Origin of the sequence: Streptomyces sp. NPDC002619 (genome assembly GCF_042889305.1) — a bacterium.
In the GTDB taxonomy this organism is placed as follows: domain Bacteria; phylum Actinomycetota; class Actinomycetes; order Streptomycetales; family Streptomycetaceae; genus Streptomyces.
Map to the genome: position 1 here is coordinate 76,867 of NZ_JBIAQV010000006.1, position 25,075 is coordinate 101,941.

The window sequence follows — 25,075 nt, forward strand, 5'->3', positions numbered from 1 at the left end:
CCCCAGATGCGCGCAACCGTGGGCGACCGCCTTGTCCAGCACGGCAGGGTGGTTGGCCAGCACGACCAGGTCACGGAAGTCGTCGAAGTGATGGGCACGGAGGGCAACCCGCCCTACCGCGTCCGTTTCCCGGACGGGCACGAGGCCGTGATGTCCCCCGGGGCCGACTGCGAGGTCCGGCACCGGGAACAGCAGACCCAGGCCCAGTAGATCAGCGCGGGGCAGTCGCCGGCTGCCCGTAGTGGTCGGCGATGACCCGTGCCATCGCACCGATCGGGTCCTTCGCCACGTCCTGCGCGGCGAAGTAGACGTGCCCGCTCACCTCGGGGTGAGCGGCGGCACGGGTGAGGTGCCGGGACAGTTCCGCCGGATCCTTCCAGGCGGCGGGCTGCCCGGCCGCGCCCGCCTTGTAGAGCGCCTCGCCGATGTAGAGCCTCGTCCCCGTGCCCTTCGCCACGCCCGCCCACCAGGACACGAGCTTCGTGTAGTCGGCGGCGGCGAACCCGATGTTCCAGTACACCTGCGGGACGAGATAGTCGATCACGTTGTCGCGAACCCAGGCACGGGTGTCCGCGTACAGATCGTCGTACGTCTGGACGCCCGCCCGGGTGTCCGAGCCCCGTGAGTCGGTCGCGGCGTTGCGCCACACCCCGAAGGGGCTGATCCCGAACCGCGTGCCGGGCCTGACCTCCCTGATGCGCGCGGCGGTCTCCTTCACCAGCCGGTTGATGTTGTCGCGCCGCCAGGCGGCCCGGTTCGTGAAGGACCCGCCGTAGGTGTCGTACGCGGCGTCGTCGTCGAAGCTCTGTCCCGCGACCGGATACGGATAGAAGTAGTCGTCGAAGTGGACGGCGTCGACGGGGTATCTGGCCACCGCGTCGAGCATCGCGTCCTGCACGAACGCGCGGACCTTCGGCAGCCCCGGGTTGTAGTAGAGCTTGCCGCCGTACGGCACGACCCAGTCGGGGTGCTTGCGGGCGGGGTGCGAGGCGACCAGCCGCCGCGGGTCGGTGTGGTTGGCGATGCGGTACGGGTTGAACCAGGCGTGCAGCTGGAGCCCGCGTGCGTGGGCCTCCGTGACGGCGGTGCCCAGCGGGTCCCAGCCCGGGGATCTGCCCTGGGTGCCGGTGAGGAACTGGGACCACGGTTCGTACGGCGAGGGCCACAGGGCGTCGGCCGTGGGGCGGACCTGGAAGATCACGGTGTTGAGCCGGCCACGGACCGCCCGGTCCAGGTGGGCGATCAGCTCCGTGCGCTGCTGGGCCGCGGTCAGACCGGTGCGCGAGGGCCAGTCGCGGTTGTTGACCGTCGCGACCCACACGCCCCGCATCTCGGCCGCCGCCCGCCGCCGCGGTACGGCCGTCGCGCCCTGCGCCATCATCAGCGTGGACAGCCCCGCCACCGTGAACGCCCGGCGTGACATTCGCCCCATCCGCACACCCCATACGCTCCGGATCCGCTCCGTCACGGATCGTTCCGCGCCCCAGGATGCCCCGACCCGGACGATCGATCATCGATACTTGGGAGTAACGTGCACGATCGGAGCAGGCACCGGATCCGGAGGACCTGCGAGCCGTAGACCAGCGAAGGGGACGATGTGACCGACATCGAGCGCGTCGGAGTGGTGGGCTCCGGCCAGATGGGCGCCGGCATCGCCGAGGTGTGCGCCCGCGCCGGCCTGGACGTGAAAGTCGCCGAGATCACCGGCGAGGCCCTGGAGTTCGGCCGTACCCGGCTGTTCAACTCCCTGGCCAAGGCCGCCGAACGCGGCAAGATCAGCGAGGAGGAGCGCGACGCCACGCAGGCGCGCCTCAGCTTCACCACCGACCTCGGCGAGTTCGCGGACCGCGACCTGGTGATCGAGGCCGTCGTCGAGAACGAGCAGGTCAAGACCGAGATCTTCCAGGTCCTCGACCAGGTGGTGACCCGCGCGGACGCGATCCTGGCCTCCAACACCTCCTCCATCCCGCTGGTGAAGCTGGCTGTCGCCACCTCCCGCCCGGACCACGTGGTCGGCATCCACTTCTTCAACCCGGCCCCGGTGCAGAAGCTCGTCGAGCTGATCCCGGCGCTCACCACGTCCGAGGGCACGCTCAGCCGCGCCCAGGTCTTCGCCGAGAAGGTGCTGGGCAAGCACGCCATCCGCGCCCAGGACCGCTCCGGCTTCGTGGTCAACGCGCTGCTCGTGCCCTACCTGCTGTCCGCGATCCGCATGTTCGAGTCGGGCATCGCCAGCCGCGAGGACATCGACAACGGCATGGAGATGGGCTGCGCCCACCCGATGGGCCCGCTCAAGCTGTCCGACCTGATCGGCCTGGACACCATCGTCTCCATCGCGAACTCGATGTACGCCGAGTACAAGGAGCCGCTGTACGCCGCTCCCCCGCTGCTCCAGCGCATGGTCGAGGCCGGCCGGCTCGGCCGCAAGACCGGCTCGGGGTTCTACACCTACGGCTGATTACGAGAAGCGACGCTCCGTGGGCCCGGCACCGCATTCGGTGCCGGGTCCACGCGTTTCACACGCCGTGTGCGCGCCGGGCCCGCATATGCCGCTCGCACACGCTCCCCTCGCGCCCACCAGGCGAGTTGACTCCTGATGCGCATGCAAGGGATGTGGAACAACCACATGTGACTACAGAGAGGAGTGGACCCGTGACCGCCGATCCCGAGCATCTCGTGGCCCATGGAGAACTCGCAGAGTTACGTCGCCGCCTCGACGTGGCGTACGCCCGAGTCGAGGGAGGACTGGCCCTGCTCAACCATCGCACCGAGGAGGCCGCCAAGGAACTGGACGAGCTGAACAGCCGCATGCACTCGCTCGAGCACACGCGCTGGCCGCTCCCGTCCGTCGCCGCCCTCACGGCTGTCGGAGCACTCGTCGTGACGATCTGGCAGGCGCTGGCCCGCTAACCGTCGGCGAGCCTGAGATGGTGCAGCAGAAGTAACGCGGCTGCCATGTTGGCGGCCGGGACCTCGCCACGCGCGACCATGTCGGGGACGAGCTTGAGGGGGACCCATTCCCGGCGGTCCGATTCGAAGTCGTCCACCGGATGCCCGACGTACGTGCTCTCGCCGGCCCAGTAGATGTGGTGCCGGGCGTCCGTGAGGCCGTTGGACGGCTCCACGCTCATCAGGTGGTGCAGGGGCCCCGGCCGCCAGCCGGTCTCCTCCTCGAGCTCCCGCGCGGCCGCGCTCGCGATGTCCTCGCCGTCCTCCACGACGCCCGCGGCAAGTTCCCACCCCCAACTGTCCGTGATGAAGCGGTGGCGCCACAGGAGGAGTACCTCGTTGGCGTCGTTGACCACCGTGGCCACGGCCACCGGCCGCAGCCGTATCAGGAAGTGGTCGAGGTGCCGGCCGTCCGGCAGCTCGACATCTGCGAGATTGACGCTGAACCAGCGATTTGCATACACGGTTTGTTCGTTCAGTTTCGTCCACTGCACGGTTCTGCCACCTTCCGCCGAGTAAGTGGCAATATCGCAGCAGCAGCCTTGTGTGTCCTACAGCGGTACGCGCAGTGCCCCGTCGATGAGTTCGGCGGCTTCGGCGGTTCCGGCCGAGCCGCTGCGCACCAGGTGCTCGCGTACCGCGCGCAGTCTGTCGCGCAGGCGCTGGGACTCCATTCCCCGGGCCTGCTCGGCCATCTGCACCGCCGTGGCCACCGCCTTGTCGGCGTTGCCCTGCCGCAGTTCGATCGTGCTGAGCATGGCCAGCCGGTGCACCCGGCCCCGATCGTGCGCCGGGTTGTCCACGGCGGCAGCCGCGTGCTCCCGGGCGGCGGCCAGTTCGCCGAGACTGAGCAGCGCCTCGGCCACCTGGACGTTGACCAGGCCCGGCTGGACATAGCCGGTCTCGTCGGGTTCATAACCGCGCCGGATGCGTTCGGCCGCCGTCTCCGCCCGCCGGATGCAGGACAGCGCACTCGTGCCGTCGCCGAGGTGGGCGTACGCCTTGGCCTGCATCGCGTACAGGTCCGAGGCGAGCGCCGGGGTGATGTGCTTGCCCGCGGCGCGCAGCGCGGCCTCCGCGAAGGCGACGGCCTGCCGCCACTCCTTCATGAACAGCGCCTGGTTGACGAGCAGCGCGATGACGTACGCACCGAGTCCCCGGTCCCCACTGGCCTTCGCGAGCCTGAGCGCCTGGTGGAAGTAGCGCTGCGCGAGTCCGTGCGCGTCCGAGTCGTACGCACAGATGCCGGCGATCGCCACCAACCCGCCCGTGGCCCGGTGCAGTTGACGGCCGGTCGCGTCGGTGTAGCTGCCGCGCAGCAGCGGCGCCGCCTCGGCGTTGAGGAAGCCGACGATGCGGGTGCGGGTGGCCATGCCGCCGGCCTTGCGGTACATCTGCTCGTAGTGGGTGCGGGCGCAGCGCAGCATCTCGAGGTCGGCCGGGGTGACCCGGTGCCGGCCGCCGCGCGAGACGTCCACGTCCTCGGGCGGGTTCTCCCACTCCCACACGGGCATCACGGCGGGCGTGCCGGTGACGGCGGGCGCGCCGAGTATGTGCGGGCGCTGCTGCTCGTCGGAGCGCCACAGGGCGGTGGCCCTTTCGACGAAGCCGGACAGCGAAGTGGCGTGCGGAGTCGAGGGCTCGCCCGGGATGCCGAGGCCGATGTCGTCGAGCGTGACGGGCCGGTGCAGGCGACCCGCGAGCACCTCACAGATCAGGTCGGGCACCTGACCGCGGGGCCGCTGTCCCTTCAACCACCGTGCCACGGCGGTGTGTTCGTAGCGAAGCGCGAGGCCCCGGGCCCGGCCCGCCTGGTTGACGTGCGCGGCGAGACCGGCGTGCGAGATCCCCGCCTCGTCCAGGATCGCGTCGAGCAGAGTGTTGGGCTGCATGATGCCCCCCGAATGGCCTGGTGTCGTCAGAGTAGTGCGAGCGCCTTCACACGGGGTGTGAACGAAGTACGCGAATCCGCGCTGTGCGCGCGCTGTCGCGGAGAGTGTCGAAACGGCTTGACTGAACTGCCTCGCAAGAGGCCGGCCGGGCCGCCGGCTCCCCCTCGTACAGCGGCGGCTTGGCCGTGCGACTAAGGGGGTGCCGCTAAGGATGCGTCGTCGGCTGCGGGTTGCGGGGGCTGGTCGCGCCCACGCGGCGGAGCCGCATATCGAGACAGCCCCGCGCCCCTGGAGGGCTCGCTGCGCTTCGCCCTCTGCCGTTCGTTCCGGAGGATCAGAACAGCGACATCGTCTGTCGGGGTGCCTCGCGTGTGATGGAGCAGGGCCGCGAAGACCTTGCGCAGGATCGTCTGCGGTGAGATCGCGGGAGGACGTGCCGCCTCCGCCAGGACTTCCGGCAGGGAGAAGAAACGGCCCCGCGCGTCCCGTGCGTCCTCCGCGCCGTCCGTGTAGAGGACCAGTGACTCGCCGGGGCGCAGTTCACCGCGGGGTGCGGCGGTCAGGTCGGCCGGGAGTGGGAACGGGCCGAGGGGTGGCAGGGGGTCGGTGTGCGCCAGCGGCTCGACTCCGTGGCCGCCCAGCCGATACGGCCACGGATGGCCGCAGTTGAGGGCGCTCACCTGTCCGTCGCGGCCGATCTCCAGGAGCAGTACCGTGACGAACTCCTCGGCCACCGGGTTGTCGGGGTCCCGGCAGCTCGACGGGTGTTCGGCGCGAGCGCGTTCGCGCAGGTGCCGGGCGAGCGCCCGCTCCAAGCGCCGTAACACACCGGCGAGTTCGGGCTCGTCGTGGGCCGCCTCGCGGAAGCTGCCGAGCACGGCGGCGACGGTGCCGAGCGCGGCGAGGCCGTGGCCGCGTACGTCGCCCATCACGACCCGCACGCCGTGTTCGGTGGCTATCGCCTCGTACAGGTCGCCGCCGATGGCCGCGCCCCGGTCGGCGGACAGTTGGGCCGCGGCGACGCCCAGGCCGTCGAGCCGTGGCGGCAGGGGCCGCAGCAGCACGCTCTGCGCGGCGCCGGCGACCTTGCGCATCTGCCGGAGCTCGCGCAGCAGGGTGCGCCGGACGTGGACGATGAGCCCGGTGCCGACGGCGAAGAACACGGCACTGGTGACGATCCGCGCGCCGAGCCCGTTCTGCTGGGCGAGCGGACAGGCCAGCTTGTACGTGATCGCCACACTGCCCCAGGCCGTGGGGAGCCCCAGGGAGAGAAGACGCCGGGTGGGTGCCCGTGCCTTGATGCGGATCATGCCAATGCCCCCATACAGGCCCTGACACAACAGAATCGGACCGACCCCGAAAGGCCGGTCCGATTCTGTCGATGGCGTGACCCGGCAGGACCGGATCATCCCAAGTTGCCACCCGAACGAGTGAGCCACCCTGCATTTATGCAGGTAGACCAGCCGTTCCCCGCGGCGACTAGGCCCTCAGAACAGCTCCCGTACGCTCGCCCGCAAGGGCAACCGCCGCATCCCGAGCCGCCGACGCCTCATCCACCGTCAGCGTCCGGTCCCCGGCCCTGAAGCGAAGCGCATACGCGAGCGACTTGCGCCCCTCGCCCAACTGCTCCACGTTCTCGTACACGTCGAACAGCCGGATGGACTCGAGGAGTTCACCCGCACCCTCACGCAACGCGGCCTCGACGTCGTCGTGCGGCACGACCGTGTCGACGACGAGCGCGACATCCTGCGTGGCCACCGGGAACGTCGAGATGTGCGGCCCCTTCACCAGTCCCGCACTCGCCGCTTCCAGCACGTCCAGGTCCAGCTCCATCGCGCAGGTGCGCGCGGGCAGGCCCAGGGTCTTCAGGACGCCGGGGTGCAGCTCACCGGCGTACCCGATGACCCGCTCCGCGCCGTCCAGCACGACGACCAGCTCGGCGCAGCGGCCGGGGTGCCAGGGGCCGTACTGGCCCTTGCGGACGGTCAGTTCGGTGCCGGTCTCGCGGGCGAGAACACGCGCCGCCTCAATGGCGTCGGCCCAGTCGGCCGGGCGGCCCTTGCCCCACCAGCCGGCCTGCTCGCGGGCGCCCGCGAGGACGACGGCGGCGTGCCGGGGCTGCTCGGGCAGCGCGGTGTCGAGGGAGGCGATCTCTTCGTCGGTGGGCCGGCGATCGACGGGCAGACGTGCCGCGACCTTCAGCTCCTCGCGCGGGTGGAAGACCAGGCCGGTCTCGAACAGTGCCAGGTCGTGCGAGCCACGGCCGTCGTTGCGGCGCAGGGCGCCGAGGAGTCCGGGCAGCAGCGTCGTACGGAGCGCGGGCTCCTCGTCGGAGAGCGGGTTGACCAGCTTGACGACTCGGCGCTTCGGGTCGTCGGCGGCCAAGTGGAACTGGTCGAAGATCTGCTCGCCGATGAACGGGTAGTTCGGCGCCTCGACGTAGCCCGCGCCGGCCAGCGCGCGGCCGATGCGGCGGTGCAGACGCTGCCGGTCGGTCAGGCCCCGGCCCGCGGGGGGCTTGGGCAGCGTGGAGGGCAGGTTCTCGTAGCCCTCGAGCCGGATGACCTCTTCGGCCAGGTCGTTCGGGTCGGTGAGGTCGGGCCGCCAGGACGGGACGGTGACGATGAGCTCGTCCTGCCCGTAGACGTCGCAGCCGACCTCCTGGAGGCGGCGTACGACGGTCTCGCGGCCGTAGGCGACGCCCGCGACCTTGTCCGGGTGGTCGGCCGGGATGGTGATGGTGTGCGGTGCGGAGGGCGCGATGACCTCGGTGACGCCGGCGTCGGCCGTGCCGCCCGCGAGCAGAACGAGCAGGTCCACCGTGCGCTGCGCTGCGGCGGACGCGGCCTGCGGGTCGACGCCGCGCTCGAAGCGCTTGGACGCCTCGGAGGCCAGCTTGTGGCGGCGGGCGGTGCGGGCGATGGAGAGCGCGTCGAAGTGGGCGGCCTCGACGACGACCTCGGTGGTCGTGCCGTCCGTCTCGTCGATCTCCGTGTTGGCACCGCCCATGACTCCCGCGAGACCGATCGGGCCGCGGTCGTCGGTGATGACCAGGTCCTCGGCGTCCAGCGTGCGCGTGACGCCGTCGAGGGTGGTGAGCTTCTCGCCCGCCTCGGCCCGGCGCACACCGATCGCGCCCTGGACGCGATTGCGGTCGTACGCGTGCAGGGGCTGGCCCAGCTCGAGCATCACGTAGTTGGTGATGTCCACGGCCAGCGAGATCGGGCGCATGCCGGCCTTCTGCAGACGGCGCTGCAGCCAGATCGGGGAGCGCGCCTCCGGGTCGAGGCCGGTGACGGTGCGGGCGGTGAAGCGGTCGCAGCCGAGCGGGTCGGAGACCTCGACCGGGTAGCCGTAGGCGTTAGGGGCCGGTACGTCGAGCAGCGCCGGGTCACGCAGCGGCAGGCCGTAGGCGGTGGCGGCCTCGCGGGCGACACCGCGCAGGGACAGCGCGTAGCCGCGGTCGGGCGTGACGGCGATGTCGAGGACCTCGTCGACGAGCTGGAGCAGCTCGATGGCGTCGGTGCCGACCTCGGTCTCCGGCGGCAGCACGATGATGCCCTTGGTGCCGTCGTCACCCATGCCGAGCTCGTCGCTGGAGCAGATCATGCCGTGGGAGGTCTTGCCGTACGTCTTGCGCGCGGCGATCTCGAAGCCGCCGGGCAGCACGGCGCCCGGGAGGACCACGACGACCTTGTTGCCGACGGCGAAGTTGCGGGCGCCGCAGACGATCTCCTGGGGCTCACCGGTCCCGTTGGCCTGGCCGACATCGACGGTGCAGAAGCGGATCGGCTTCTTGAAGCCCTCCAGCTCCTCTATGGTCAGCACCTGGCCGACGACGAGCGGGCCCTTGAGGTCGGCGCCGAGCTGTTCGACGGTCTCCACCTCGAGGCCGACCGAGATCAGCTTCTCCTGGACGTCGCGCCCGGTCCGAGTCGCCGGCAGGTCGACGTACTCCCGCAGCCAAGAAAGCGGGATCCGCATCAGATCTCCATCCCGAACGGCCGGGTGAACCGGACGTCACCCTCGACCATGTCTCGCATGTCTTCGACGTTGTGGCGGAACATCAGCATCCGCTCGATGCCGAACCCGAAGGCGAATCCGCTGTACTTCTCGGGGTCGACACCGCAGGCGACGAGCACCCGCGGGTTGACCATGCCGCAGCCGCCCAGCTCGATCCAGCCCTCGCTGGAGCAGGTGCGGCAGGGCCGGTCGGGGTTGCCGACGGAGGCGCCCTTGCACACGTAGCAGAGCATGTCCATCTCGGCGGACGGCTCGGTGAAGGGGAAGTAGTTCGGCCTGAGCCGGGTCTTCATGTCCGAGCCGAACAACGACTGGACCATGTGGTCGAGGGTGCCCTTGAGGTCGGCCATGGTCAGGCCCTCGTCGACGGCCAGCAGCTCGATCTGGTGGAAGACCGGGGTGTGCGTGGCGTCCAGCTCGTCCGTGCGGTAGACGCGGCCCGGGCAGACGATGTACACGGGCGGCTCGCGGTCCAGCATGGAGCGGGCCTGCACGGGCGAGGTGTGCGTGCGCAGCACGACGCCGGACTCGCCGTGGTCGCCCGTGGGGCCCTCGACGAAGAAGGTGTCCTGCATCTGCCGGGCCGGGTGGTCCGGGGTGAAGTTCAGGGCGTCGAAGTTGAACCACTCCGCCTCGACCTCGGGGCCCTCGGCGACCTCGTACCCCATGGACACGAAGACGTCCGCGACCCGCTCCATGAACGTGGTCAGCGGGTGCCGGGCGCCGGGCGGTACACGGTCGTACGGCAGCGTGACGTCCACCGCCTCCTCGACCAGGACACGGGCGTCGCGCTCGGCCTCCAGCTCGCTCTGGCGGCCGGCGAGGGCCTTGTTCACGGTGCCGCGGGCCTGGCCGACCAGCTTTCCGGCGGCGGCCTTGGCGTGCGGAGGCAGGGCGCCGATCTCGCGGTTGGCGAGGGCCAGCGGAGAGGCGGGGCCGGTGTGGGCGACCTTGGCCTCGTGGAGCGCGTCGAGGGAGGTCGCGGCGGCGAAGGCGGCGAGCGCCTCGTCCCGCATGCGCTCGATCTCTTCCGGTTTCAACGCCTCTACCTCGACAGGGTCGTACGACTTATTGGGTGCCGACATCTCTTCCCGTGCTTCCGTTTGGCTGGCTGAAGTCCCCGTCACCGACTGACAGCGCCGTGTGCAGGACACATAGGTGCCAAAGGCCGAGTCTAACGGGGTTGAGGTGGACGAATGCGCCCGCGGGCCTCAGGCGAGATACGCCGGGGTGCCCGCGGGCAACGTAAATCGGAACTCGGCGCCGCCGCCGGGGGCGCGGCCGACCGTGATGGTGCCGCCGTGGGCCTCGACGATGCCCTTGACGATGTAGAGCCCGAGGCCCGTGCCACCGCGTTTGCTGCCCCGCCAGAAGCGGGTGAAGACGCGGTTCATGGATTCCTCCGGGATGCCGGACCCCTCGTCGCTCACTGTGACCGACGTGGCCGTGTCGTCCGTGCTGTCCGCGTTCTCCGTCTCGCGCGGGGACGCCGCGGGCGTGACCTCGATGGTGACGGTTCCCTCGCCGTGCCGCACGGCATTTTCCAGCAGGTTGCTGAGGACCTGGTCGACCTTGTCGGGGTCGGCCCACAGGGCGGGCAGCGGCTGCTCGATGCGCAGCAGGAACCGGTCGGCGAGCTGCCCGGCGGCGACGTACGCCTGGATGTGCCGTCCGACGGCCGCGCCCATGTCGACGGGCTGGCGGCGCACCTCGAGGCGCCCGGAGTCGATGCGGGAGATGTCGAGCAGCTCGGCGATGAGCCGCGTGACGCGGTTGGCGTCGGCGTCGACGGTCTCCAGCATCAGCCGCTTCTGGTCGTCGGTGAACCGTTCCCACTTGGCGAGCAGCGTCGCGGTGAAGCCCTTGACGGAGGTGAGCGGGGAGCGCAGCTCGTGGGCGACGGTGGCGATCAGCTCGGCGTGGCTGCGCTCGGTGCGGCGGCGGGCCTCGGTGTCACGCAGGCAGACGACGACACGGCGGACGGGCCCGGTGGGCTCGCCGCGGATGTACTGCGCCGACACCAGGACCTCCCGCCCGCCGGGCAGCAGCAGGTTGCGCTCGGGCTGCCTGACCCGGGTGGCGAGCCCGCCGTAGGGGTCGGTGAGCTGCCACCAGCGCCGCCCCTCCAGGTCCTCCAGCGGCAGGGCCTTCTCCAGGTACTGTCCGAGGGCGTCCTCGGGGCGTACGGCGGTGATGCGGGCGGCGGCCGAGTTGAAGTAGACGACCTGCCCGTCCTCGTCGGCGATCACCAGGCCGTCGGGCAGTTCCTCGGGGTCGATGCCGGGTCCGGCGGGATCATGGTGCCGGGGCGCGGGCACACGCCGTGCGTCCCGCCCGCCCGGGGCACTGCTCGTGCCGCTCATCCCCGTAACCCCACCCTTCAGCTGCCGTGGGCCCCCGAGCTGGTCACCTTACTAGCTCTCGGTGACGGAACGGCACCCTCCGGAGGCGCGCTGTGCACGGGCCGACGCGTAGAGACATACGGCGGCGGCGGTCGCGAGGTTCAGACTCTCGGCCCTGCCGTGGATGGGGACGCGTACGACGGCGTCCGCGAGCGCGCGCGTCTCCTCCGGGAGCCCCCAGGCCTCGTTCCCGAACACCCAGGCGGTGGGCCCGCCCATGGTCCCCTTGTCCAACTCGTCGTCGAGATCGTCCTGGCCGGCCCCGTCGGCGGCGAGGATGCGCACCCCGGCGTCCTTGAGCCCGGCGACGGCCCGCTCGACGGGGACACCGACGGCGACGGGCAGATGGAAGAGCGAGCCGACGGAGGCGCGCACGGCCTTCGGGTTGTAGAGGTCGACGGAGGCGTCGGTGAGGACGACGGCCTCGGCACCGGCGGCGTCGGCACAGCGCAGGACGGTGCCGGCGTTCCCGGGGTCGCGTACGTGCGCGAGGACGGCGACGAGCCTGGGCCGCGCGGCGAGGATGTCCTCGAACGGGGTGTCCACGAACCGGCACACACCGACCAGGCCCTGCGGGGTGACGGTGGTGGAGATGTCGGCGATGACCTGCTCGTCGGCAAGGTGCACCCGGGCGCCGGCGTCGCGTGCCTCGCCCACGATGTCGGCGTACCGCTCCGCGGCCTCGACGGTGGCGAACAGCTCGACGAGCGTGTCCCGATGCCCCGCCGCCTCCCGTACGGCCTGCGGCCCCTCGGCGAGAAACAGCCGCTCCTTGCTCCTGAAGTTCCGCCGCCCCAGCCGCCGGGCGGCGGAGACGCGGGCGGAACGGGGGGAGATCAGCTCGGGGCTGGCGGGGGCCATACAACTCACCTTCGGTTACCAATTTTCCACCGCAGCCCGGATTTCAGCCGCAGCAACTCATCTCCGCCGCAGCGGCGATCCACCACGACGGCGGACCCTGGGGTCCCCCCACGCCCTCAAGGCAGTGGGGGAGGTGCCGAACCGGCCGCCACCACACAACGCAACGGACCCGCAGGCAAAAAACCCACGGGTCCGACCACTCACGTCGGCCTAAGCCCGGCGCAGCGTCACGCCGCCTTCGGCGCGTTGACGTCCGCCGGCAGCGCCTTCTGCGCGGCCTCGACGAGCGCGGCGAACGCGCTCGCGTCGTTGACCGCGAGCTCCGCCAGGATCTTGCGGTCGACCTCGATGTTCGCGGCCTTCAGACCCTGGATGAAGCGGTTGTACGTGATGCCGTTGGCGCGGGCAGCGGCGTTGATGCGCTGGATCCACAACTGACGGAAGTCGCCCTTGCGCTTCTTCCGGTCGTTGTAGTTGTAGACCAGCGAGTGGGTGACCTGCTCCTTGGCCTTGCGGTACAGGCGCGAACGCTGACCGCGGTAGCCGGAGGCCTGCTCGAGGATCGCCCGGCGCTTCTTGTGGGCGTTGACTGCCCGCTTGACGCGTGCCACTTGTTAACTCCTTGTAGCGGGGCCGCGGTTGGACTCACGCGGCCCGGAAACGACTGGGTCCCGGTCCTGGCGCTGGGCGCTCATGCGCGCCCGTGCGTCACTTGCCGAGAAGCTTCTTGATCTTCGCGGCGTCGCCCGGGGCCATCTCGGCGTTGCCGGTGAGGCGACGCGTCACGCGGGACGACTTGTGCTCGAGCAGGTGGCGCTTGCCGGCGCGCTCACGGAGCACCTTGCCGGAGCCGGTGATCTTGAAGCGCTTGCTGGCACCGCTGTGCGACTTGTTCTTCGGCATAGCGCCGTTATCTCCTCGTCGGTGGCGCTCCGGTGCCCGGTCGTCAGAACCGGGCACGGTGGAGCGTCGCTGCTGTTTCGGTTACGTCCATGGGACTCGCGTCCCGTGGATCACGCCTCGGCGTGCTCCTCGGCGGGCACCTCAGCCTCAGCCTCGGCCTCGGCCTCGGCAGGGTTCTGCGAACGGCCCGGGTTGGCCTTCGCTTCCGCCTTACGGGCTTCCTGCGCCTGACGAGCCTCGGCCATCGCCTCGGTCTTCTTCTTGTGCGGACCGAGAACCATGATCATGTTGCGGCCGTCCTGCTTCGGGTTCGACTCCACGAAACCGAGGTCCTGGACGTCCTCCGCGAGACGCTGCAGCAGTCGGTAGCCCAGCTCGGGCCGGGACTGCTCGCGACCACGGAACATGATCGTGATCTTGACCTTGTCGCCCTGCTTGAGGAACCGGACGACGTGACCCTTCTTGGTGTCATAGTCGTGCGGGTCGATCTTCGGCCGGAGCTTCATCTCCTTGATGACCGTGTGCGCCTGGTTCTTGCGCGCCTCACGGGCCTTCATGGCCGACTCGTACTTGAACTTCCCGTAGTCCATGAGCTTGCACACGGGCGGACGGGCGTTCGCCGCGACCTCGACCAGGTCGAGGTCGTACTCCTGCGCAAGCTCCAGGGCCTTCGCGAGCGGCACAATGCCGACCTGCTCGCCACTGGGACCGACAAGTCGCACCTCGGGAACGCGAATCCGGTCGTTGATGCGGGGCTCGGTGCTGATGGATCCTCCTCGGTAGCACCATGCGGTCGCCTGGCGGACGACCACTTATGTCTGGTTGACATGGAGACCAACCATCCCGGCACATGAAAAATGCCCCGGACGGGACACAGGCGGGACTCCGAAGCCTCCGGAGCACCGCCGCGGTGAGCCCGCGGGGCGCGATTCGGACGACTCCACCGTCCGTACGGAACGGTGGTCGTCGTCTGACCGGTGACCCGCCGCCCCGGGGGACGGTCAGGTGGGAGATCGGAGCCTCCACTTGTGGGCCGGGCACGCAGGTGTCCGACCGGTCGCTGAACAAGGCTAGCAGCTCGGGACGGGAAGGGCTAACCGAGGCCAGCTGGGGACTCACCGCCTCGGGCGCCTATCGTGTCCCGCATGAGTGAGACCACCCCCTCCGGCGCCGACGGGCAGCCCGACTTCGACGAGATGACCCGCGACATCGCCGAGGTCCCCGCGGTCGAGGTGATCGTGACGGTCGCCGTCAACCTGATGAGCGCCGCCGCCGTGAAGCTCGGTCTGACCGAGGAGGGCGACAAGTACAAGGACCTGGACGAGGCCCGCAAGCTGGTCAGCGCCCTCGCCGGACTGCTGGACGCGAGCGCGACCGAGATCAGCTCCTTCCACGCGGCGCCGCTGCGCGACGGCCTGAAGTCGCTGCAGCTGGCGTTCCGCGAGGCGTCGATCGTCCCGGACGAGCCGGGCCAGGGCCCCGGTGAGAAGTACACGGGGCCGATCTACGGCTAGTACAGCCAGTACATCGGCGTACGGCTCAGCCGCGTACGAACAAGGGCTCGCCCGGAGGCGTGGTCCCGGCCGGCAGCACTGCCAGGTCGAGGCCGCGCACCAGGCGGGCCCTCAGCATGTCGTCGCCCGCGAGGCGCTGCGCCACGGCGCGGGCGGCGTCGGCGGGCACGGTGGCCGGGTCGAGCACGAGGGCGAGGGTGCCGTCCGCCTGCCCGGGGCCGAGGTGGGCGCGCAGCACGGCGGGCTCGGCGGCGACGACGGCGCGTACGGCCTCGACGACGGCCGGGTCGGCGAGCGGGTCGGTCGTCGTACGGCCCTCGGCGAGCGCCAGCAGGGCCGGGCCCGTCAGCTCGAACGGCACCGGCCCCGACATGTCCAGGACGACCGTGTCCGCCTTCTCGTGCGCGGCCGCCTGCAGCGCCTGGTGCAGGGGTACGGCGACGGGACGGGCCGCCGGATCCCAGCGGGCGAGGGACTCGGTGGACGTGAAGGCCGGCAGAGCCGTCCGGTTCCCGGCCTTCAGGGTCGGTACGGCCATGTCGCTGGTCTTCTCGCGGCGCAGCCCGTTCTCGTCCATTTCCACCTCGCCGAGCACGGCCACGACAGGCACAAGCAGCCGGGCGCCCTTGAGGGCGTCCAGGACCGGGCCCACGGCGGTGCGGTCCTCGGCCCACGCGGCGAGCGCCGCGCTCAGCCGGGGGTCGGCGGAGCCGTCGTCGTCGGAGAAGCCGGGGTCGGGAATGTTCTTGTTCGCCACGGTCACCGACCCTATAGGGGGGATGCTGCTGGGCTTGTGCGGCCCCCGAAACCAGGGGGACACGCGCTTCACGGGAATCTCAGATTTCCCTGACACAGATCTAACGTCGGCCTAACGGAGCGCACAGTCCCCGCCTCGAGCATCGCGGGCATGAAGCCTTCCGGAGCGAGCCGTCAGCTTGTCCACGCCATGGTCGCCGCCGTGGCCGTCGTGGGGGTGACGGCGGCCGGGACCGTGTACGTGAAGGCGCGAGCGCACTCCGGTCCGGGCCTCGTATCCTCGACGGCGTCGCGGTCGTCGTCGCTGTCGCCGACGGTTTCCGTCTCGGCCTCGGCGAGCGAGGAGGAATCGGTGGAACCGGTGACCGAGCCGACCGTGGAACCGGACGAGCTGCTGAGCAGGGCGATGGCGGACGTGCGCGTGCCGTCGGGCGCGAAGGTGGCTGTGGCGGTGCTGGACCTGGACTCCGGTGCGAGCGCCGCGTACGGCCGCGGGACGTTCGACACGGCGAGCATCGTGAAGGTCGACATCCTGGCGACGCTGCTGCTGCGGGCGCAGGACGCGGACCGGCGTCTCGCGGCGACCGAGAAGGCGTACGCCACGAAGATGATCGAGAACAGCGACAACGACTCGGCGACGGCGCTGTGGCGGATCATCGGCGGTGCGGAGGGGCTCGACGCGGCGAACAGGCGCTTCGGACTCACCGACACGGCGGGCGGCACCGGCGACCTGTGGGGGCTGACGCAGACCACGGCGGCCGACCAACTCACGCTGCTCCAGCAGGTGTTCGGGGACGACTCGAATCTGAGCGCGCCCTCGCGGGCGTATCTGCGGGGGCTGATGGAGTCCATAGCGGCTGGCCAGGCGTGGGGGGTCTCGGCCGTGACCGACGGTTCCGCCTGGGCCCTGAAGAACGGCTGGCTGCCGCGCAGTACGACCGGGCTGTGGGACGTCAACAGCATCGGGCGGGTGACGGCCGACGGCAGCGGCTATCTGGTGGCCGTGCTCTCGAAGGGCACCGTCTCGCAGGAGCGAGGCATCACCCTGGTCGAGGCGGCGGCTCGCGCGGCGGTGAAGGCGTTCACCCCGAGCGAGCCCTCCGCATCCGCGACCGATTGACGCAGGGACTCAGTCGCCCGGCTCGCGGCGGCTGCGCCACAGGACCACCGCCGCGACGAGCAGGACTCCGCCCGCGCTGCCCGCGAGGGGGCCGGCCCAGCCCGCGGCGCCAGAGGACGCCTCCTGGATGTCGGGGCCGGAGCCGAAGTACTTCTCGCCGTACGCCGCCGAGTGCAGGTCCAGTGGTTTGAGGCGGCCGGCCGCCTTGATGGCGGCGGCGGGGTCGATGAAGCCGAAGCCCCGGGAGTCGTCGCGGCCGCCGCTCGGGGGGTTGCGGGCGGTGTCCTCCAGGAGCTTCTTGATCTGGGCCGGGGTCAGTCCGGGGTGGGCCGCCTTGATCAGGGCCACCGCACCCGACACGAAGGCGGAGGCGGCGCTGGTCCCCCAGCCCTCGTAGTACTTGTGGTCGGGGTCGGCGATGACGATGTCGACGCCGGGCGCGCTGACCGTGGCGTACCAGCGACGGGTGGAGAAGGCGGCCCGGGTGCCGTAGCGGTCGACCGCGGTGGCGGCGATGACGCCGGGGTAGGCGGCCGGGTAGGAGATGTGGTCGCCCTTGTCGCCGCCGTTTCCGGCCGAGGCGACGACGACCACGCCCCGCTTGAGGGCGTACTGGACGGCCTCGTCCTCGCTCGGTTCCGGGTGCGCGGAGTCGGAGTCGTCGCCGAGGGAGAGGTTGATGACGTCGGCGCCGTGGTCGGCGGCCCAGCGGATGCCCTCGGCCAGGGCGTTGCCGCGGGTGCTGCGGGCCTTGCCGCGGGCGGAGTCGCCGTCCTCCAGGATCACGCGTACGGGGAGGATCTTCGCCTCGGGCGCGACGCCCATGACGCCGTCGGCGTTGCCGGGGCCGTGGCCGTGCCCGGCGATGATGCCGGCCATGGCAGTTCCGTGCCGGGCCCAGGAGCGGTCGCCCTGCTTGGCGCCGAAGCCGATGAAGTCCTTGGTGGGCAGCACGTTGCCGTCGAGGTCGGGGTGGTCGGCCTCGACGCCGGTGTCCAGGACGGCGACGGTGATGCCCTTGCCTTGGGTGGTGCGCCAGGCGTCCTGGGTGTGCAGGGCGGACAGGGCCCACTGCTGGGCCCGTATGCCGTCGGCGTGCGCGGCGGTGGCGGGCAGGAGGGCGAGGGAGCCGGCGAGCAGCAGGCTCAGGGCGCCGCCGATGGTGCGGTTCATGAGGGCGTCTCCGTGGCCGAGCCGACGGTCTTGCGCAGGCGCCGCTCGATACGGTCGGCGAGGCCCTGCGCCTCCTGGCCGAGACCGGCCTGGGCGGGGGCCGTGGTGGCGCCGGCCTCACTGGCGACTGCGGCGGGCTGGGGGGTGTCGACGCTGCGGCCGTCGCTCCAGCCGGAGACCGCGTAGGCGACGATCGGGGCGTCGGTGAGCACGGAGATGGTCCAGGAGGCGCGCTGCTTGTCGCCGAAGCGCTCGGCGACGGTGTCCTTGGTGGCGTACGGGCGGGGCATCAGATCGGTACGGCGGTCCAGGGCCTCGTCCTTGAAGCGGGCGGCGAGGGAGGCCATGGCGGCGGAGTCGGCCTTGGTGAACAGGAGGCCGACGGTGGTGACATAGCTCTGGGTGGCGTCGGTGTAGGTGGCGCGCAGGAGGCGGTGGCAGCCGACGGGGGCGAGTGCCTTGCGCAGCAGGGGGTCGAAGGCGTGGGCGCAGCCGCTGTCCGGAGCGACGGCGATCCGGGTCCAGGTCCGGTCGGCTCCGCCGGGTCCGGCGCCGGTGCCCTGCACGGTGGGCGGGAACAGGTCGTCGACGGGGACGCTGTGCCAGAGTCCGGCAGCCGCGCTGAAGGTACCGCCGCTCCCGCTGCCTCCGGTGTCCCCCGTGAGCCAACTCCCGGTCACGGCACCGCCGATGAGCCCGAGACCGAGCACGACGCAGGCGGCGGCAGCGGCGGTACGGGGCCGTATGCGCGCTCCCAACGGCCGCGCCCGCATCCGCTCGTCGTACCCCTCGGGCTCCCCGAACGACACGACGGGCCGCGCCGCCCCTTGCAGCGGAGGCGCGCTCCAGGACAGGGCGGGGTCGGGGGACAGCGCAGCGGCTCCGGGTACGTGACCGCCGACGGGAGGGCCGGGGCGGGTGGCGGGCATGGGCGGGACGGGTGGGAGGACGGTGGCACGGGGGCGCGGGGCGAATGCCTGGAAGTCGGGGTCGGGGTTCGAGCCGGTTCCGGTCTCGGGAGTACGGGAGGGAGTACTGCCGGTCCCGGACCGGGGCCCCGGCGCGTACTCGGCCTTCGGCGCCGGGGGTACCGGACGCAGGCGCGTCGTCGTCTCCGACGGGGTCTCGGCGGGGGCGGGGCGGGGCGGGACCGTGGGTCGCTGCGCGGGCCGGGGCGGCATGCCGACGGGGGCGGTGTCGCGGCCGGCGGTGGGCGGGGTATCCGGGAAACGCGCCGAGGCGGGCGGCGGGGGCGGACCGGCGGGACCGGCAGCGTGCGGCGCACGAGAGGGCCGAAGGCTGGGGAACCGGGGCCCGGCCACAGCACGCGCGGCACTATCGGCGGACATCTCACTCCCGTCCGAACGGGGTGCCTCGGTCCCACCGGCACCCGACCGTTCAGCCCTGCCGGCCGCCGAAGGGTTCACCGCAGCCGCGCACTCGCCATCCGCCTCACCAGCACCGCCGCCCTTGAGCCCCGCCCGCGGTTCGGCCTCCGAGACCTCGCCCGCCGGGACGTCGTCCGTCCCCGTGTCGGTCGGTCGTGGGTCGGTGTCCCTGGACGGCGTCGGGGCGTGGCGGGAGTCCGTGGTCATTCGTCCCCCGTTTCCTCGTCCCCGGGCCGTCTGCTCGTGCGCGCGGGACGGCGTCCCGGCGCAGGTGCTGCGGCCGGGGGCGTCCCGTCGTGCGTGCGCGTCACTCTACGGGTTGTTCCGCGGCGAACGGGAACCAGTCCGCGACCCCGGGGCATCTGCCCGGAACGTCCCCCTACCCTGCGGTAATCCTGTCTGGCAGGCTTCGTTCATGACTGCGCGCGCCGCCGACCGGGCTCGGTACGACAAGGCCACCGCCTCTCTCGACGCCCCTCTCGCGATCGTGGACCTGAACGCCTTCGACGCCAACGCGGCCGATCTGGCGCGTCGTGCGGCGGGCAAGCCGGTCCGGGTCGCCAGCAAGTCCGTGCGCTGCCGTGCGCTGCTGGAGCGGGTGCTCGCGAAGGACGGCTTCCGGGGGATCATGTCGTTCACGCTGGCCGAGTCGCTGTGGCTGGCCCGCTCCGGGTTCGACGACGTCCTGCTCGCCTACCCGTCCGCCGACCGCGCCGCCTTCGCCGAGCTGGCCGGTGATCCCAAGCTCGCCGCCGCGGTGACGGTGATGGTCGACGACCCGACCCAGCTCGATCTGATCGACGCCGCGCGCGCCGGGGGCCGTGAAGTGGTGCGTGTCTGCCTGGAGTTGGACACCTCGCTGAAGCTGCTGGGCGGCCGGGTGCGCGTGGGGGCGCGCCGTTCCCCCCTGCACTCCCCTGGTCAGGTCGCCGAGTTGGCCCGGACCGTGGCCCGGCGGCCCGGTTTCCGGCTCGTGGGGATCATGGCGTACGAGGGGCACATCGCCGGTGTCGGGGACGCGGTGGCCGGCCGGCCGTTGCGTTCGCGTGCGATACGGCTGATGCAGGCCGCCGCCAGGCGCGAGCTGGCCGACCGGCGGGCGGCCGTGGTGCGGGCCGTGCGGGCCGTGGCGCAGGACCTGGAGTTCGTCAACGGCGGCGGCACGGGCAGCGTGCAGCACACCGCGGCCGAGGACGCCGTCACGGAGATCGCGGCCGGTTCGGGGCTGTACGTGCCGCGGCTCTTCGACAACTACACATCCTTCACCGGTCGCCCGGCGGCCCTCTTCGCCCAGCCCGTCGTACGGCGCCCGGGCGTGGGCGTGGTGACCGTCCTCGGCGGCGGTTACCCCGCCTCGGGCGCCGCCGGTGCCGACCGGCTGCCGGTGCCGTACCTGCCCGAGGGGCTGTCGTACGACCCGCAGGAGGGGCCCGGCGAGGTGCAGACGCCGCTGCTTGGCGCGCCCGCCGACGATCTGCTGCTCGGCGACAAGGTGTGGTTCCGGCACGCCAAGGCCGGTGAACTGTGCGAGCGGTTCGACGTGTTGCACCTCATCGAGGGGGACGCGGTGACGGCGACGGTGCCGACCTACCGCGGCGAGGGCCGCACGTTCCTGTGAGCTGAGGGGCTAGCCGGTCGGGCCGATGCTGCTGCCGACTCCGCCGCCGGTGGCCGCGTCGCCCACAGGCCGGATCCCGCGGGTGATGGTGTCCATATCGGACAGCGGCGGTCCGTCCGGGCCCGCGTCGAACACGAAGCGGACGACGACGGGCGCCTCGCTGCCGACGCTGGAGGGGAAGACGAGGGACTGGACGTAGCCGCCGGGCCCCTTGGCCGTGGTGACCCGCCAGCGCACGAAGTACCCGGCACGGCCCGCGACCGCGACCTGCCCCGACCCCACGAGATGGTGGGACTTGATGCCCCCGAAGGGGCGCTGTCCGGCGAAGTCCTCGTCGTAGGCGAGGTCGGCCGCGTCCTCGATGTCCTGCTTGGCGAGGGTCTCGGGTGACGTCCCGTCGGCCGCGCTCGCGGTGCTCGTGCTGACGAGGCCGTGCCGGCACAGGCCGACGCCCGCAGGGCAGTCGTAGGTGCCGTCCGTGGTCATGACGACGTCGTGCTGCGCGACGTACTGGGGCCGGATCCAGCCGTCGGGCAGCGGCAGGGTGATGCCGTTGAGCTGGTCGACGACGCGGTTCGGATCGCCGGAGGGCGAGGGGGCGGGCGTCGAGGGCGACGGGCTGGTCGTCGTGGCCGCGGACGCAGTGTCCACGGCCGTGGCGCCGTCGCCCCCGTCGTCGGTGCGGAGCACCAGCGCGCTGACGACGATCGCCGCGACCAGCACGGCCCCGGCGGCGACGAGCGCGACGACCTTCGCGCGGCCGGCGCCGTCCTTGGGCGGGGGCTGGGGCGTCTCGCCCGGTGCGCGCCGGTGTTCGGTCCAAACCGTGCCGTCCCACCAGCGCTCCAGGTACGGGGCGTGCGGGTCGCGGTACCAGCCCGGTGGGGGTGTCATGCTCACTCCGGCACTGTAGGACGTCCCTACAGCGGCGTGACGTACGCGCTCGAAATTCCGCCGTCGACCAGGAAGTCGGTGGCGTTGACGAAGGACGAGTCGTCGCTGGCCAGGAAGGCGACCGCGGCGGCGATCTCGTCGGCCTCGGCGAACCGGCCGACCGGGATGTGCACGAGCCGGCGCGCGGCCCGCTCCGGGTCCTTGGCGAACAGCTCCTGCAACAGCGGGGTGTTGACCGGCCCCGGGCACAGTGCGTTGACGCGGATGCCCTCCCGCGCGAACTGGACGCCCAGTTCGCGGGACATGGCGAGCACGCCGCCCTTGGACGCGGTGTACGAGATCTGCGAGGTGGCCGCGCCCATCCGCGCCACGAAGGATGCGGTGTTGATGATGGAGCCCTTGCCCTGGCGGCGCATGTACGGAATGGCGGCCTTGCAACACAGGTACACGGAGGTCAGGTTGACCTCCTGGACCCGCTTCCAGGCCTCGAGACCGGTCTCCAGGATGGAGTCGTCGTCGGGCGGCGAGATGCCGGCGTTGTTGAAGGCGACGTCCACGCTGCCGTAGGCGTCGAACGCCGTCTTGAACAGGGCCTCGACCTGCTCGGCGTCGGTGACGTCGACCTTGACGAAGAGTCCGCCGACCTCCTCGGCGGCCGCCTTGCCGCGGGCCTCGTCGACGTCGCCGCAGACGACGTGGGCACCCTCGGCGGCGAGCCGACGGGCGGTGGCGAGGCCGATGCCGCTGCCGGCGCCGGTGATGACGACCGTACGGCCGACGAGACGCCGGCAAATGTTCTCTGCGCTCACTGTGCGGGACCCTCCGTGCTAATGAAGACGTTCTTGGTTTCGGTGAAGGCGGTCAGGGCGTCCGGGCCCAGCTCCCGGCCGAGTCCGGACTGCTTGAAGCCCCCGAAGGGGGTCCAGTAGCGCACGCTGGAGTGGGAGTTGACGGACAGGTTGCCCGCGCGGACGGCCCGGGAGACGCGCAGGGCACGGCCCAGGTCACGGGTCCACAGGGAGCCGGCCAGGCCGTACGGGGTGTCGTTGGCAAGGCGGATCGCGTCGGCCTCGTCGGTGAAGGGCAGCAGCACGGCGACCGGGCCGAAGACCTCTTCGCGGGCCGCCTCGGAGTCCGGCCGCTCCCCCGTGAGCACGGTCGGCGCGAACCAGAAGCCGGGCCCGTCGGGCGCGCCGCCGCGCAGGGCGGGCGCGTCGTCGGGCACGAACGACCGTACGCGGTCCAGCTGCTGACGCGAAATCAGCGGACCCATCTGCGTCTTCTCGTCGGCCGGGTCGCCCACGACCACGGCGGCCAGCGCGTCGGCAAGCAGGTCGCGGACCTCGTCGTACACCGTCTCCTGGACGAGGATGCGGGTGCGGGCGCAGCAGTCCTGGCCGGAGTTGTCCAGGAACGAGAAGGGGTCCACCGCCGCCGTCAGATCGGCGTCGGCGAAGACGATGTTCGGGCTCTTGCCGCCGAGTTCGAGGGTGACGGGCTTGACGTGGCGGGCGCAGCGCTCCATGACCTCGCGGCCGGTGCGGGTGGAGCCGGTGAACACGATCTTCGCCACGTCCGGGTGGTCGACGAGGGCGCGGCCCGCGATGTGGCCGTACCCGGGCAGCACCTGGAAGAGGTGCTCGGGCAGGCCCGCCTCCAGGGCGAGTTCGGCGAGTCGGAGCGCGGTGAGCGGGGTGGTCTCGGCGGGCTTGAGGACGACGGCGTTGCCCGCGGCCAGGGCCGGGAAGGAGCCCCAGGCGGCGATGGGCATCGGGAAGTTCCAGGGGGCGATCACGCCGACCACGCCGAGGGGTTCCTGGAAGGTGACGTCCCAGCCTCCGGGCACGGGGATCTGCTTGCCGAGGAGGCGTTCGGCGCCGCCGGCCGCGTAGAGGAGAAGGTCGCGGGCGTTGCCGGCCTCCCAGCGGGCGTTGCCGAGCAGATGGCCGGCCTCGCGGACCTCCAGCTGCGCCAGTTCCTCGGCGTGCGTGTCGACGGCGTCGGCGAAGCGGCGCAGCAGACGGGCGCGGTCGGCGGGCGGGAGCGCGGCCCACTTCGCCTGGGCGCGCGCGGCCCGTACGACGGCGGTATCCACGTCGGCCGCGGTGGCGGCGGGGACAGTGGCGACGACTTCCTCGGTGGCCGGATTGAGGACCTGGAGCTCGGACTCGTTCGACACGAAAGGACCTTTCACATGCGTTCGAAGGAGCGGCGCAGCTCCCAGTCGGTGACCGCGGCGTCGAAGGCGTCGAGTTCGACGCGCGCCATGTTGCCGTAGTGCGCGACGACTTCGTCGCCGAAGGCCGCCCGGGCGATCGGGCTGTTCGCCCAGAGGTCGGCGGCCTCCCGCAGGGTGGTGGGGACGTGCGCGAACTCGGCGGTGTAGGCGTTGCCCGGGCAGGGCTCGGGCAGCTCCAGCTTGTGCTCGATGCCGTACAGCCCGGCCGCGACCAGACCGGCGACGGCGAGGTGCGGGTTGACGTCGCCGCCGGGCAGCCGGTTCTCGAAGCGCAGGGAGCGTCCGTGGCCGACGACGCGCAGGGCGCAGGTGCGGTTGTCGTGGCCCCAGGCGACGGCGGTGGGGGCGAAGGAGCCGGGCTGGAAGCGCTTGTACGAGTTGATGTTGGGGGCGTAGAGGAGGGAGAAGTCGCGCAGCGCGGCCAGTTGCCCCGCGAGGAAGTGCCGCATGACGTCCGACATGCCACCGTCACCCGCCATCACGTTGCCGCCGGCCGCGTCGGCGAGCGAGAGGTGGATGTGGCAGGAGTTGCCCTCGCGCTCGTTGTACTTCGCCATGAAGGTCAGGGACACACCCTCCTGGGCGGCGATCTCCTTGGCGCCGGTCTTGTAGATGGCGTGCTGGTCGCAGGTGACCAGGGCCTCGTCGTAGCGGAAGGCGATCTCGTGCTGGCCGGGGTTGCACTCGCCCTTGGCGGACTCGACGGTGAGGCCGGCGCCGGCCATGTCGTTGCGGATGCGGCGCAGCAGGGGCTCGATGCGACCGGTTCCGAGGACGGAGTAGTCGATGTTGTACTGGTTGGCCGGGGTCAGGCCCCGGTAGTTCGCGTCCCAGGCCTGTTCGTAGGTGTCCTTGAAGACGATGAACTCCAGCTCCGTGCCGACCTGGGCGGTGTAGCCGAGCTCGGCGAGACGCTCCAGCTGGCGCCGGAGGATCTGCCGGGGCGCGGCGACGACCGGGGAGCCGTCGTTCCAGGCGAGGTCGGCGATGAGCAGGGCGGTGCCGGCGTTCCAGGGGACCCGGCGGAGGGTGGCCAGGTCGGGGTGCATGGCGAAGTCGCCGTAGCCGCGGTCCCAGGAGGACATCGCGTAGCCGTCGACGGTGTTCATGTCGGCGTCGACGGCGAGGAGGTAGTTGCAGCCCTCGGTGCCGTGGTGAAGGACCTCGTCGAGGAAGAAGCGGGCGGCGAAGCGCTTGCCCTGGAGACGCCCTTGCATGTCGGGGAACGCCAGGACGACAGTGTCGATCTCACCGCTCGCGACGAGGGCGTGCAGCTCCTCGACGCTGAGCGGGGGTGTGCGGTCTGCCACGGGAGTGCTCCTTCGGCTTCTGCGCGCTTTTTC

The 25,075-nt window shown here is 71.5% G+C and carries 24 protein-coding genes; 6 read left to right on the top strand and 18 right to left on the bottom strand.

The features are described from left to right. Positions 1-6 precede the first annotated feature (6 nt). Complete coding sequence (locus ACFYXB_RS13125; RefSeq protein WP_351365471.1) at positions 7-210, top strand: DUF1918 domain-containing protein; 204 nt, start codon at positions 7-9, stop codon at positions 208-210. A 1-nt stretch (position 211) separates the two neighbouring features. On the opposite strand, the gene ACFYXB_RS13130 is transcribed toward ACFYXB_RS13125, so the two are convergent. Beyond that, positions 212-1,432 carry a glycoside hydrolase family 10 protein gene (locus ACFYXB_RS13130; protein WP_389581092.1) on the bottom strand — a complete coding sequence of 407 codons (1,221 nt, stop codon included), beginning with the start codon at positions 1,430-1,432 and terminating at the stop codon, positions 212-214. Positions 1,433-1,597: 165 nt separating this feature from the next. Here ACFYXB_RS13130 and ACFYXB_RS13135 point away from each other — a divergent pair, with 165 nt between their 5' ends. Together ACFYXB_RS13135 and ACFYXB_RS13140 are read left to right on the top strand one after the other, a co-directional pair. Further along, positions 1,598-2,458: a 3-hydroxybutyryl-CoA dehydrogenase gene (locus ACFYXB_RS13135; RefSeq protein ID WP_389581094.1), complete on the top strand. Its 861-nt coding sequence runs from the start codon at positions 1,598-1,600 to the stop codon at positions 2,456-2,458. 194 nt (positions 2,459-2,652) lie between these two features. Next, positions 2,653-2,910 carry a hypothetical protein gene (locus ACFYXB_RS13140; RefSeq protein WP_389581097.1) on the top strand — a complete coding sequence of 86 codons (258 nt, stop codon included), beginning with the start codon at positions 2,653-2,655 and terminating at the stop codon, positions 2,908-2,910. Here the strand turns inward: ACFYXB_RS13140 and ACFYXB_RS13145 are convergent. The 10 genes from ACFYXB_RS13145 to infC form a co-directional block, all read right to left on the bottom strand. Further along, positions 2,907-3,443 carry an NUDIX hydrolase gene (locus ACFYXB_RS13145; RefSeq protein ID WP_389581099.1) on the bottom strand — a complete coding sequence of 179 codons (537 nt, stop codon included), beginning with the start codon at positions 3,441-3,443 and terminating at the stop codon, positions 2,907-2,909. The genes ACFYXB_RS13140 and ACFYXB_RS13145 overlap by 4 nt on opposite strands. A 57-nt stretch (positions 3,444-3,500) precedes the next feature. Beyond that, positions 3,501-4,841: a transcriptional regulator gene (locus ACFYXB_RS13150; protein ID WP_389581102.1), complete on the bottom strand. Its 1,341-nt coding sequence runs from the start codon at positions 4,839-4,841 to the stop codon at positions 3,501-3,503. 191 nt (positions 4,842-5,032) lie between these two features. Then, a complete protein-coding gene (locus ACFYXB_RS13155) occupies positions 5,033-6,151 on the bottom strand; it encodes a PP2C family protein-serine/threonine phosphatase (RefSeq protein ID WP_389581105.1) in 1,119 nt (372 codons plus the stop codon). A 169-nt stretch (positions 6,152-6,320) separates the two neighbouring features. Continuing rightward, positions 6,321-8,825 carry a phenylalanine--tRNA ligase subunit beta gene (gene pheT, locus ACFYXB_RS13160; RefSeq protein ID WP_389581108.1) on the bottom strand — a complete coding sequence of 835 codons (2,505 nt, stop codon included), beginning with the start codon at positions 8,823-8,825 and terminating at the stop codon, positions 6,321-6,323. Continuing rightward, positions 8,825-9,949 (bottom strand): phenylalanine--tRNA ligase subunit alpha, encoded by a 1,125-nt coding sequence (gene pheS / locus ACFYXB_RS13165; RefSeq protein ID WP_389581110.1) that lies wholly within the window; start codon positions 9,947-9,949, stop codon positions 8,825-8,827. Before pheS ends, pheT begins: the two co-directional genes overlap by 1 nt. A 126-nt stretch (positions 9,950-10,075) precedes the next feature. Continuing rightward, positions 10,076-11,227, bottom strand: coding sequence for an ATP-binding protein (locus tag ACFYXB_RS13170; RefSeq protein WP_389581113.1), 1,152 nt, complete (start codon positions 11,225-11,227; stop codon positions 10,076-10,078). Positions 11,228-11,278: 51 nt separating this feature from the next. Continuing rightward, positions 11,279-12,127, bottom strand: coding sequence for a TrmH family RNA methyltransferase (locus ACFYXB_RS13175; RefSeq protein WP_389581115.1), 849 nt, complete (start codon positions 12,125-12,127; stop codon positions 11,279-11,281). Between the two features lie 227 nt (positions 12,128-12,354). Beyond that, positions 12,355-12,738, bottom strand: a complete 384-nt coding sequence (gene rplT / locus ACFYXB_RS13180) for a 50S ribosomal protein L20 (protein ID WP_189309714.1) — start codon at positions 12,736-12,738, stop codon at positions 12,355-12,357. 97 nt (positions 12,739-12,835) lie between these two features. Further along, positions 12,836-13,030, bottom strand: a complete 195-nt coding sequence (gene rpmI / locus ACFYXB_RS13185) for a 50S ribosomal protein L35 (RefSeq protein WP_003977225.1) — start codon at positions 13,028-13,030, stop codon at positions 12,836-12,838. A 110-nt stretch (positions 13,031-13,140) separates the two neighbouring features. Beyond that, complete coding sequence (infC, locus tag ACFYXB_RS13190) at positions 13,141-13,842, bottom strand: translation initiation factor IF-3 (protein ID WP_389581120.1); 702 nt, start codon at positions 13,840-13,842, stop codon at positions 13,141-13,143. A gap of 333 nt (positions 13,843-14,175) precedes the next feature. On the opposite strand from infC, the gene ACFYXB_RS13195 reads away from it, so the two are divergent. Continuing rightward, a complete protein-coding gene (locus ACFYXB_RS13195; protein ID WP_389581123.1) occupies positions 14,176-14,544 on the top strand; it encodes a DUF1844 domain-containing protein in 369 nt (122 codons plus the stop codon). A gap of 25 nt (positions 14,545-14,569) precedes the next feature. Here the strand turns inward: ACFYXB_RS13195 and ACFYXB_RS13200 are convergent, their stop codons facing one another. Beyond that, the gene (locus ACFYXB_RS13200; RefSeq protein ID WP_389581125.1) at positions 14,570-15,301 is read right to left on the bottom strand and encodes an SseB family protein; all 732 of its coding nucleotides are present in this window, start codon (positions 15,299-15,301) and stop codon (positions 14,570-14,572) included. Positions 15,302-15,451: 150 nt separating this feature from the next. Here ACFYXB_RS13200 and ACFYXB_RS13205 point away from each other — a divergent pair, with 150 nt between their 5' ends. Continuing rightward, positions 15,452-16,420 carry a serine hydrolase gene (locus ACFYXB_RS13205; protein WP_389581128.1) on the top strand — a complete coding sequence of 323 codons (969 nt, stop codon included), beginning with the start codon at positions 15,452-15,454 and terminating at the stop codon, positions 16,418-16,420. 9 nt (positions 16,421-16,429) lie between these two features. Here ACFYXB_RS13205 and mycP read toward each other — a convergent pair whose 3' ends face one another. Together mycP and ACFYXB_RS13215 are read right to left on the bottom strand one after the other, a co-directional pair. After that, complete coding sequence (gene mycP / locus ACFYXB_RS13210; protein WP_389581131.1) at positions 16,430-17,593, bottom strand: type VII secretion-associated serine protease mycosin; 1,164 nt, start codon at positions 17,591-17,593, stop codon at positions 16,430-16,432. Then, positions 17,590-18,522, bottom strand: a complete 933-nt coding sequence (locus ACFYXB_RS13215) for a hypothetical protein (protein WP_389581134.1) — start codon at positions 18,520-18,522, stop codon at positions 17,590-17,592. Before ACFYXB_RS13215 ends, mycP begins: the two co-directional genes overlap by 4 nt. An 874-nt stretch (positions 18,523-19,396) precedes the next feature. Here ACFYXB_RS13215 and ACFYXB_RS13220 point away from each other — a divergent pair. Then, positions 19,397-20,599: an amino acid deaminase/aldolase gene (locus ACFYXB_RS13220; protein WP_389581136.1), complete on the top strand. Its 1,203-nt coding sequence runs from the start codon at positions 19,397-19,399 to the stop codon at positions 20,597-20,599. Between the two features lie 9 nt (positions 20,600-20,608). Here the strand turns inward: ACFYXB_RS13220 and ACFYXB_RS13225 are convergent, their stop codons facing one another. From ACFYXB_RS13225 to ACFYXB_RS13240, 4 genes are read right to left on the bottom strand one after another with little or no spacing between them, the layout of a single operon-like run. Next, the gene (locus ACFYXB_RS13225; protein ID WP_389581519.1) at positions 20,609-21,493 is read right to left on the bottom strand and encodes a DUF2510 domain-containing protein; all 885 of its coding nucleotides are present in this window, start codon (positions 21,491-21,493) and stop codon (positions 20,609-20,611) included. A 26-nt stretch (positions 21,494-21,519) separates the two neighbouring features. After that, complete coding sequence (locus tag ACFYXB_RS13230) at positions 21,520-22,302, bottom strand: 3-oxoacyl-ACP reductase (RefSeq protein WP_389581138.1); 783 nt, start codon at positions 22,300-22,302, stop codon at positions 21,520-21,522. Then, a complete protein-coding gene (locus tag ACFYXB_RS13235; RefSeq protein WP_389581140.1) occupies positions 22,299-23,672 on the bottom strand; it encodes an aldehyde dehydrogenase family protein in 1,374 nt (457 codons plus the stop codon). The genes ACFYXB_RS13230 and ACFYXB_RS13235 overlap by 4 nt, the downstream gene beginning before the upstream one ends. A gap of 11 nt (positions 23,673-23,683) precedes the next feature. Continuing rightward, a complete protein-coding gene (locus ACFYXB_RS13240; protein WP_351353257.1) occupies positions 23,684-25,042 on the bottom strand; it encodes a glutamine synthetase family protein in 1,359 nt (452 codons plus the stop codon). Between the last annotated feature and the right edge of the window lie 33 nt (positions 25,043-25,075).